This is a genomic window from Clostridium algoriphilum (assembly GCF_020443705.1).
Lineage (GTDB): Bacteria > Bacillota > Clostridia > Clostridiales > Clostridiaceae > Clostridium_AD > Clostridium_AD algoriphilum.
Genome location: NZ_JAIZZK010000065.1, coordinates 1 through 9254 on the forward strand (window position 1 = coordinate 1; position 9254 = coordinate 9254).

The following is a 9254-nucleotide window of genomic DNA, read 5'->3' on the forward strand; positions in this document are numbered from 1 at the left end:
TACAAACAAAACTGCATTGTATTTCTTCAAAGTATTTTTTCACTTTTCAACGTGCAATTAAAACCCTAATATTTACATTCCTGTTTTTTCATAAGTTAGTTAACACTATCGTTTTTATTAATCACTTATATTTTAGTTTTATTAAATTTAACTGCAAAAATGGACAATCCATATAGAACTGTCCATTTTAATTCTAATATTCTTATTTTACCATAAAGCTCCATATAATATAAGACATATTTATACAAAATTCCCTATAACCATGGTTTTATTGATAATAAATTAAACTTTTATACAAATAATACAATATACAAATGTTAACGTGTATTTGATTATTTTTGTGTTTCTATACCTTTAACTTTTATTCTAGACTGCCCATTAGCTTTATAACTAGCTAATTTCTCTAAATATAGTAATACCTGATTTGAACCTAAAGCAAGTCCTGCAGACATTACGGTTCCCCATAGTATTTTGGGAAGATAATTCATTCTAAGCCCATCAAACAAGATAACCCCTAACCCACCCGCATTTATTACCGAGGCAATAGTTGCTATTCCAATGGAAGTAATAGTGGCTATTCTTACACCACCAAGTATTATTGGGAGAGCTAAAGGCAATTGTATTTTTAAAAACAAATAGAAAGAATTGAAACCCATCCCTCTTCCAGCTTCTATTATGGATGGGTCTATAGACTGAAAGGCTGCCAATATATTTCTAACTAGAATATACTGATTATATATCACTAGAACAAAAATCGCTGTTCCTTTTCCAAGTCCTAATACAGGAATTAACAATGCAAACAATGCTAAACTAGGTACAGAGTATATAACCCCTAAGGATGATAACACAACCACTGATAAAACCTTAGATTTTAAAATAAAGAGAGATACAGGGATTGCAATTACAATAGATATTGAAATACTAAGTGATACAATCTGAAGGTGCTGTAATAGCAAAGTTAACATTTGATCATGATTATTTACTAAATACTCTATCATGCGCTAGCCTCCTATGTTCACTTGCTCTATTTTTAATTGTTGCAATGTTATCATTCCAACAATTTCATGACTATCTTTCTCAACAATCAAATAATCAATGTTCCCAGTTAAAAAATATGTTAACAAATGCTTTAAATCTTCGTTTTCATTAACTCTTATGTCCCCAACTTTTGGTTGTAAATCAAATGGAATCATTACATCACCCGCATGTATAACCTTAAGTTTTTGAAGAACATCCTCCGATGAAACCAAACGTGAAACGAATTCATTTGCTGGATGGAACAATATATTGTAGGTCGTATCAAACTGTTGAATTTTCCCTTTATCCATTACAATTACTTTATCCCCTAATTTAAAGGCTTCATTAACATCATGAGTTACAAATAGTATTGTCTTATTAAGCTTTTTTTGAATTTTTAAAAGTTCCTCTTGAAGAGCTAGTCTAGTTATAGCATCTAGCGCTCCAAAAGGCTCATCCATTAGCATTATTTCTGGATTAGCAGCCATTGCTCTTGCAAGCCCTACTCTTTGTTGCTGCCCGCCTGATAATTGCCTTGGATACCTTTTTTTATAATCCTTGGAAGGAATTTTTACTAGATCCAATAGTAGATCAACTCTTTGTGCTATGTCTTTCTTGTTCCACTTTAAGATGTTTGGAACCGTAGCAATATTTTCTTCCACAGTCATATGAGGGAATAATCCAATCTGTTGTATTACATAACCTATCTTTTGTCTATGTTTTTCTGCAGGAATCTTTTTTATATTTTCTCCGAAGAACAATATTTCTCCGGAGCTTAATTCATAAATTCTATTAATCATCTTAAGAAATGTAGTTTTTCCTGAACCTGATGTTCCAAGAATTGTTATAAAACTACCTTCTTCAATGCATACACTTACATCTGTTACAGCATTTTGCTTAGAATTAGGAAATCTTTTACTTACTTTTACAAACTCAATTGCTCTTCTTTTCAAAAGCTATGCCACCCTTCTTTGTATATCCATTGTTTATTTTGATAATTCCATGTCAAAGAAATTTTTAGCTACTTCTGTGTACTCCTTTTTATTTATATCTACTTCAGCATTCAATTTTATAATTGTCTTATTATCAATTTTACTAGTAACCTTATTTAAAATACCCTTTATTTCAGGATTCTTATCAATTAGATCCTGCCTTATAACTGGTGCTATATTATATGGTGGCCATACATGTTTATCGTCTTCAAGTACTACAAATTCATCTTTACTTAATTGTCCCTCTGTTGTATATGCTACAGCAAGGTCTGCTTTTCCATTATGAAGTACATCATATTTAAGTCCATTATCGTATATTTTTTCGTCTTTAAATTTAAATGCTCCATAAGTCTTTACTAACGCTTGCAGTCCATCTGCTCTTTCATCAAATTGACCTTGAGATGCAAATCTTATTTTTCCTGCGTTCTTTTGAAGATCAGTTATGCTGTGAATATTATATAGCTCAGATGCCCTTTTAGAAATTACTAATCCCTGTCCATCATTAGCAGCCGATGGTTCTAGCCAGATTAATTTAAACTTTTCCTTATATTTTGCAGCAACCTCATCATATACTTCTTTTGAATCAAATCTTGGTTTTTCCTTTAATATGGAAAGCAGTGCTGTACCAGTATACTCAGGATAAAAATCAATATCTGCGTTTACAAGAGAAGTATGTACCACTGCACTACCAAGATTAAATTTTCTTTCAACTTTGTAACCTTGTTTTTCTAAGGCAAGAGCATATAATTCAGATAAAATTAATGATTCAGTAAAATCTTTAGAACCAATATTAATTGTAGGTTTAGTTTTTACAACTGCTGGCTTTGAATCGGTTGTTGAAGTATTCTTTTTAGCACAACCAGATAATACTGAAACTGCAACCAAAGCTGTTAAAACAGAAACTACAACTAAACTCTTTAGTCTTTTATTCATGGCTATTCACTCTCCAATTATAATATTTTTTTAGTCTCTTTGATATTTTGTAACTCTTTGCTGGAACATAAATAACAACATTTCGACTATTACAGAAAGTAGTGCAACTGATGCTCCACCTATTATTAACATTCTAGAATCATTCATGCCAAGGCCTGTGAATATTAAATCTCCAAGCCCTCCCGCTCCAATATACGAAGCTAAAGTAGCACTAGCAATTACTTCAACCGCAGAAGTTCTAACTCCTGTAATTATAAGTGGCATAGCTAATGGTATTTCAATTTTGCATAACATTTTCTTATATTCCATCCCCATACCCTGTGCACTTTCTATAACAGATATGTCAATATCTTGTATTCCCAAATAAGTATTTATAAGTATCGGCGGTATGGCTAAAACCACAAGTGCAAGTAGTGCTGGAAAGAAACCAGTTCCAATTATAGGCATTACCAAAACTAAGATTGCAAGACTTGGGATAATTCTAAAAAAATTAAATAAATTCATTATAGGCTGTGATACTTTTGTATGTTTTGCACATAAAATGCCTAAAGGTACTGCTATTATAATACTTATCAAAACTGCTGAAATACTAATGTATATATGAATTTTAACTGCTGCATAGTATTTATCAATATGAGTTAATAAATAGCTCATAATCTCAGTGAGCATTTGCATCTATCCTTTCTAAAATAACTTTGTATATTTATAACTTCTAAAGGCATATTCATAACATGTAGTTTTAAAATACAGTCATACATATAATTGTATGCCTAAATATATTAAAATAATGACACTTAATATAAAATTATAGCAACCAATTGTATAAATAATTATAAAATGGCTGCTATTAAGATTATAGTTTATTATTTTCAAGTTAAAATATTATTGTATAATGTCATTTATATTAAAAAAACTAACAATACGATTAAATATGGTAAATTATTTTATTTGAATAACTTTTTTAACAAATCAAAAACACTAAAAGTTGTACGATTATATACCCTGTTATAGGCAGTTTTCTTAATCCAATTTTCATTATAATCATCCCCTAGAATTGTAGTATTATCGCTATAATAATAAAATAAAACTATAATTAATACAAATATAGCATATCATATAAATTATAGAAACTGTATATTTTTTTGAAAATTATTCCAAAAATAAAGAATGAATTAAATCCTAAATATTGGATAAAATTCATTCTTTATATAATATACAATTTGTTTAATATTAATTGTTTTAGCATAACAAATTTTATTTACTTGTATATTAATGATACCATATTATTTTCATTTACATTAGTTTGTGGTATATTACTTAAATAAGTAACTCCACTTAAACCTTAAATTTTAATAATAAATAAACAGGGATAATCTTTCATATAAGAAATATTTATTTTAATGATTCTGATAAGAAAATAAAATTAAAAGGCGGTAAGAATATGAATGAAACTGTAAATATATTAAAAGCTCACAAATCTATAAGAAAATATTTAAATCAACCTGTAGAGGCTGAAAAAATAAAAACCATTATAGAATGTGCACAATGTGCTCCAACATCTAGTTATATTCAAGCCTACACAATTATAAGTGTAGTTGATATGGAGAATCGTAAAAAGATAGCTTATCTTGCCGGAGATCAAAAATATGTGGAGCAATGCCCATTATTTTTAGTTTTTTGTGCAGATTTAAACAGAAGTAAAAAATCTTGTGAAGTTAATGATAAAACTATGGCAGATGGAAATACTGAGACTTTTATTTTAGCAACTGTAGATGCAGCGCTTGCTGCACAAAATGCATTAACTGCTGCAGAATCTTTAGGACTAGGTGGCGTATATATAGGCGGAATTAGAAATAACCCATTAGAAATAAGTGAAATTTTAAACATCCCCTCCGGTGTATATCCAGTATTTGGAATGTGCCTTGGTTATCCAAATCATAATCCAGATACAAAAGAAAGATTACCACTAGATGTAATATTTAAAACAGATGTGTACAACACAAATGGTGATGCTGAGAAAATAAGAGAGTATGATGCTCATGTTAGTGATTATTATAAAAGAAGAACTAAAGGAAAAAGAGCAGACACGTGGACAAGTCAAGTATCTGGTTTAATGAGTGAATCCCAAAGACCACATATGAAAGATTTTTTAGATAATCAAGGATTCAAATTTAAATAGTTACCTTAAACTAAATAAATTTCCCATACATTCAATTTTCAAACAATGTTGAAAATTAAAATGTATGGGAATGTTATCAGTTTATAAATTTGTTTTTACTTTCTTATTTTATCATTTTTGAGTTTATATATCTTTTCAAGTCACTTTTCACCATTATATAGTAACTAGGAACTGCATACAATAATATACCCATTTTAGAGATTTCAGGAACATATCTACCAAATAATACATCTAAACCATCACCAAAGTAGAATGCACCAAGTCCAATTAAAAATAGATTTAGGATATAAAATAGTACAGTAATATTAATCTTTGAAAACCCTCTAGCTACCACATAAACAATCAAAGCTGCACTTGCGAGTCCTAATATTGATGAACCTACCAAAACCAAAGGAGCCCCAGTTGAAGCGCTGGTTAAAATAAATAATGTTACTTCTAACAATTCTCTAAAGAATGTTACAGCTGCAAGAATAAATACTCCTTTTTGACTTAATGAAATAAATCGTTGATTTGGCTCTGTATTAAAATATTTATTTTTTCTTAAAAGTACTACACTATATAATACAAGCCCTGCTAATACTATCCCCAATATCCCATCAAATAACTGACCTGTAGGGCCATTTAATAAAGCAACTTGAGAGAATATTATCGAGCCAATTATAGTTGCTAAAAAAGTTCCTAAAGCGCCACCTAGCAATGCACTCTTAGTCATATCATATAGTTTATTTTTGTTAAAATAAACTACTAAGGGAATAATAACTAAGAAAATTTCTATGCCTTCTCTTAAGCATATTATAAAAGGTGCTAACATTGTTAATCGCCTCCATATCACACTTTGTAGACTTGTCTACATTATATAATATGCTGAATTAACGCTATGTTACACTTTGTTTGCATTCTTTTATAATATATATTATTACTTGCACATATTCAAAAAATATCTATGAACTTCTAAGTTATCAGTAAGTTCTGGGTGAAAAGACGTAACAAACATATTATTTTGTTTTGCTGCCACAATATTATCATCAACCCTACATATTATTTTAGCATCGCCAAAAACTTCTGTAATTAATGGTCCACGTATAAAAACTAGTGGCAAGGTTTGATTTGAAATCTCACTTATTACAACATCCTTTTTAAAACTATTGATTTGACTTCCGTAAGCATTTCTTTTTACTTTTATGTCCATAACTTTAAGATGTTCCTGGTCTGATCCTTCAATATACTTAGCAAGTAATATCATACCAGCACAGGTTCCCCAAACAGGTAATCCTGAAAGTATTTTATCTCTTAAAGGTATAAGCATTTTTGTTTCTCTTAAAAGTTTACCTATTGTTGTGCTCTCACCACCTGGAAGAATTATCCCCTGCAAACCATTGACATCTTCAAGTTTCTTAATTTCAATGCATTCATGTCCAAGTTTTGTAATATGATTTATATGCTCTATTACACCACCCTGAAGTGATAAAACTCCAATTTTCAATTTTACCATCCTCTTTCTGCAAACTTCTCTTTAATTTCGCTTATTTCTAGACCACTCATTGCTTCTCCAAGATTTTCTGAAACTTCAGCTACAACCTTAGGATCATTGTAATATGTAGTTGCGAGTACTATAGCTTTCGCTCTAACTTCTGGATTTTCTGCCTTAAAAATTCCTGAACCAACAAAAACTCCCTCTGCACCAAGTTGCATCATTAAAGCCGCATCGGCTGGAGTTGCTATTCCACCTGCAGCAAAATTTACTACTGGAAGTTTACCATTTTCCCATACATATTCAATTAAATGAATTGGAGCCCCAAACTCCTTAGCTATTGTCATTAACTCTTCTTTGGGAGCATTTTTTACTTTTCTAATTTCATCCATTATACATCTCATATGCCTAACAGCTTCTACTACATTTCCTGTACCTGCCTCACCTTTTGTTCGGATCATTGCAGCCCCTTCTCCAATCCTTCTTAGTGCCTCTCCTAAATTTCTTGCTCCACAAACATAAGGAACTTTAAAATCCCATTTATTTATATGATACTGCTCATCTGCTGGAGTCAAAACTTCACTCTCATCTATAAAATCTACACCTATTTCCTGAAGTATTTGCGCCTCGACGAAATGGCCTATTCTACCTTTGGCCATAACTGGAATAGTTACAGCTGCCTTTATTTCTTTAATCATTCGAGGATCAGACATTCTAGCCACGCCGCCTTCTTTTCTAATATCTGAAGGTACCCTCTCTAGTGCCATTACCGCGCATGCACCAGCTTTTTCTGCAATTATTGCCTGCTCAACATTAACTACATCCATGATAACTCCGCCCTTTAACATTTGAGCTAAATTTTTATTTATTTCATACCTTTCCATAAAAAACCTCCGTAAAATTTATTTAATGGGCAAAGTATAACATAATTTTATACCACTTGGAAAGTGTATGGATACAGTTTAAAAATGAAGATATTTCTAAAAAGACTTTACAACAGCTTGTATTACTAATATACTTAAGACAAATAATAACCAACTAAATTAAGCAAGGGGAGCTCATATGTGAGCTGAGAAAGAGATACTATCTCTGACCCTCATAACCTGATTTGGGTAATTCCAACGTAGGGAGTCTTTAACAACGTTTTTTTGTTGCAAGCTCTTTATGAGCTTGCTTTTTTTTATTTTTAAAATAATATAACTACAGAGGAGTTTATAAAATGATGTATACAACTCAAATGGATGCTGCAAAAAAAGGTATTATAACTAAAGAAATGAAGATTGTCGCAAAAAAAGAAAACATGCCTGAAGAAATCTTAAGAGAGAAAATAGCTAGAGGAGTAGTAGCTCTACCCGCTAATAAAAATCATAAAATACTAAGTCCAGAGGGAGTCGGAGAGGGCCTAAAAACAAAAATCAATGTGAATCTAGGTATTTCGAAAGATTGCTATGATATTGATGAGGAAATGAAGAAAGTACAATTATCCATAGATATGAAAGCTGAAGCTGTTATGGATTTAAGCTCATTTGGTAAAACTGAAGAGTTTAGAAAAAGACTTATATCTGATTCAACTGCTATGATAGGCACTGTTCCAATATATGATGCATTAGGTTTTTACGATAAAGAATTACAAGATATTACATCTAAAGAATTTATAGATGTAGTAGAAAAGCATGCAAAAGATGGAGTTGACTTTGTAACCATTCACGCTGGACTAAACACTGCAACTGCAAATGTATTTAAAAGAAACAAGAGAAAAACTCAGATTGTATCTAGAGGAGGATCTCTCCTATACGCTTGGATGGAATTAAATAAAAAGGAAAATCCTTTTTATGAACATTTTGATGAGATATTAGATATATGTCAAAAATATGATTTAACTATAAGTCTTGGAGATGCATGCAGACCTGGATGCATTAATGATGCAACTGATGCTTGTCAAATTCATGAATTAATGGTACTTGGTGAATTAACTTTAAGAGCTTGGGAAAAAAATGTACAAATTATAATAGAGGGACCAGGTCACATGGCAATTGATGAAATTAAGGCAAACGTCTTACTTGAAAAGAAATTATGTCATGGTGCACCATTTTATATTTTAGGACCACTAGTTACAGATATTGCTCCAGGTTATGACCATATTACTAGTGCAATTGGAGGTGCTTTGGCTGCAAGCTGTGGAGCTGACTTCCTTTGCTATGTAACACCAGCTGAGCATTTAAGACTTCCTAATGTTGATGATGTACGCGAAGGCATTATTGCTGCAAAAATTGCGGCTCATGCTGGGGATATAGGTAAACATATTGCAGGTAGTAGGGATTGGGATAATGAAATGAGCACTGCAAGACAAAGTCTTGATTGGAAGAAAATGTTTGAACTTGCTATTGATCCAGAAAAAGCTATAAGATATAGAAAAGAATCTATGCCAGAGAATGCTGATAGTTGTACAATGTGTGGTAAGATGTGTTCTGCAAGAACTATGAACAGAATAATGCAAGGTAAGGATCTCAATATATTAAGAGATGATTCTTAAACTAATTAAGTTACAACTGAGGGTGTAAATTATTTTGTGTATTCTCTTTCTATAGGCAAAATAATTGAGTTATGTAATTTTAATAAGATATTATTTTAGTTTGATAAATGATGTTACCTTATCATTGCA

The 9254-nt window shown here is 31.1% G+C and carries 9 protein-coding genes and 1 riboswitch; of the genes, 2 read left to right on the forward strand and 7 right to left on the reverse strand.

Annotation, left to right across the window (positions count from 1 at the left end):
- Positions 1-332 precede the first annotated feature (332 nt).
- From LGK95_RS21210 to LGK95_RS21225, 4 genes are read right to left on the reverse strand one after another with little or no spacing between them, the layout of a single operon-like run.
- The gene (locus LGK95_RS21210; protein WP_226126899.1) at positions 333-998 is read right to left on the reverse strand and encodes an ABC transporter permease; all 666 of its coding nucleotides are present in this window, start codon (positions 996-998) and stop codon (positions 333-335) included.
- 3 nt (positions 999-1001) lie between these two features.
- Positions 1002-1970 (reverse strand): ABC transporter ATP-binding protein, encoded by a 969-nt coding sequence (locus LGK95_RS21215; protein ID WP_226126900.1) that lies wholly within the window; start codon positions 1968-1970, stop codon positions 1002-1004.
- 33 nt (positions 1971-2003) lie between these two features.
- Complete coding sequence (locus LGK95_RS21220; protein ID WP_226126901.1) at positions 2004-2942, reverse strand: glycine betaine ABC transporter substrate-binding protein; 939 nt, start codon at positions 2940-2942, stop codon at positions 2004-2006.
- Positions 2943-2972: 30 nt separating this feature from the next.
- Positions 2973-3596 (reverse strand): ABC transporter permease, encoded by a 624-nt coding sequence (locus tag LGK95_RS21225; RefSeq protein ID WP_226126902.1) that lies wholly within the window; start codon positions 3594-3596, stop codon positions 2973-2975.
- Positions 3597-4383: 787 nt separating this feature from the next.
- Here LGK95_RS21225 and nfsA point away from each other — a divergent pair.
- Positions 4384-5121, forward strand: a complete 738-nt coding sequence (nfsA, locus tag LGK95_RS21230; RefSeq protein ID WP_226126903.1) for an oxygen-insensitive NADPH nitroreductase — start codon at positions 4384-4386, stop codon at positions 5119-5121.
- 103 nt (positions 5122-5224) lie between these two features.
- Here nfsA and LGK95_RS21235 read toward each other — a convergent pair whose 3' ends face one another.
- From LGK95_RS21235 to pdxS, 3 genes are all read right to left on the reverse strand, one after another.
- A complete protein-coding gene (locus LGK95_RS21235; RefSeq protein ID WP_226126904.1) occupies positions 5225-5932 on the reverse strand; it encodes an FTR1 family protein in 708 nt (235 codons plus the stop codon).
- Positions 5933-6037: 105 nt separating this feature from the next.
- Positions 6038-6604 carry a pyridoxal 5'-phosphate synthase glutaminase subunit PdxT gene (gene pdxT / locus LGK95_RS21240; RefSeq protein ID WP_226126905.1) on the reverse strand — a complete coding sequence of 189 codons (567 nt, stop codon included), beginning with the start codon at positions 6602-6604 and terminating at the stop codon, positions 6038-6040.
- Between the two features lie 2 nt (positions 6605-6606).
- Positions 6607-7476 (reverse strand): pyridoxal 5'-phosphate synthase lyase subunit PdxS, encoded by an 870-nt coding sequence (gene pdxS / locus LGK95_RS21245; protein WP_226126906.1) that lies wholly within the window; start codon positions 7474-7476, stop codon positions 6607-6609.
- Positions 7477-7632: 156 nt separating this feature from the next.
- Positions 7633-7739: riboswitch (TPP riboswitch) on the forward strand.
- A 72-nt stretch (positions 7740-7811) separates the two neighbouring features.
- Here pdxS and thiC point away from each other — a divergent pair.
- Positions 7812-9125, forward strand: a complete 1314-nt coding sequence (thiC, locus tag LGK95_RS21250) for a phosphomethylpyrimidine synthase ThiC (RefSeq protein WP_226126907.1) — start codon at positions 7812-7814, stop codon at positions 9123-9125.
- Positions 9126-9254: the final 129 nt, after the last annotated feature.

Excerpts from the sequence above, each read along its gene's own strand:
- LGK95_RS21210 (WP_226126899.1), bottom strand. The coding sequence starts at position 998 with ATGATAGAGTATTTAGTAAATAATCATGATCAAATGTTAACTTTGCTA.
- LGK95_RS21220 (WP_226126901.1), bottom strand. The coding sequence starts at position 2,942 with ATGAATAAAAGACTAAAGAGTTTAGTTGTAGTTTCTGTTTTAACAGCT.
- LGK95_RS21225 (WP_226126902.1), bottom strand. The coding sequence starts at position 3,596 with ATGAGCTATTTATTAACTCATATTGATAAATACTATGCAGCAGTTAAA.
- nfsA (WP_226126903.1), top strand. The coding sequence starts at position 4,384 with ATGAATGAAACTGTAAATATATTAAAAGCTCACAAATCTATAAGAAAA.
- LGK95_RS21235 (WP_226126904.1), bottom strand. The coding sequence starts at position 5,932 with ATGTTAGCACCTTTTATAATATGCTTAAGAGAAGGCATAGAAATTTTC.
- pdxS (WP_226126906.1), bottom strand. The coding sequence starts at position 7,476 with ATGGAAAGGTATGAAATAAATAAAAATTTAGCTCAAATGTTAAAGGGC.
- thiC (WP_226126907.1), top strand. The coding sequence starts at position 7,812 with ATGATGTATACAACTCAAATGGATGCTGCAAAAAAAGGTATTATAACT.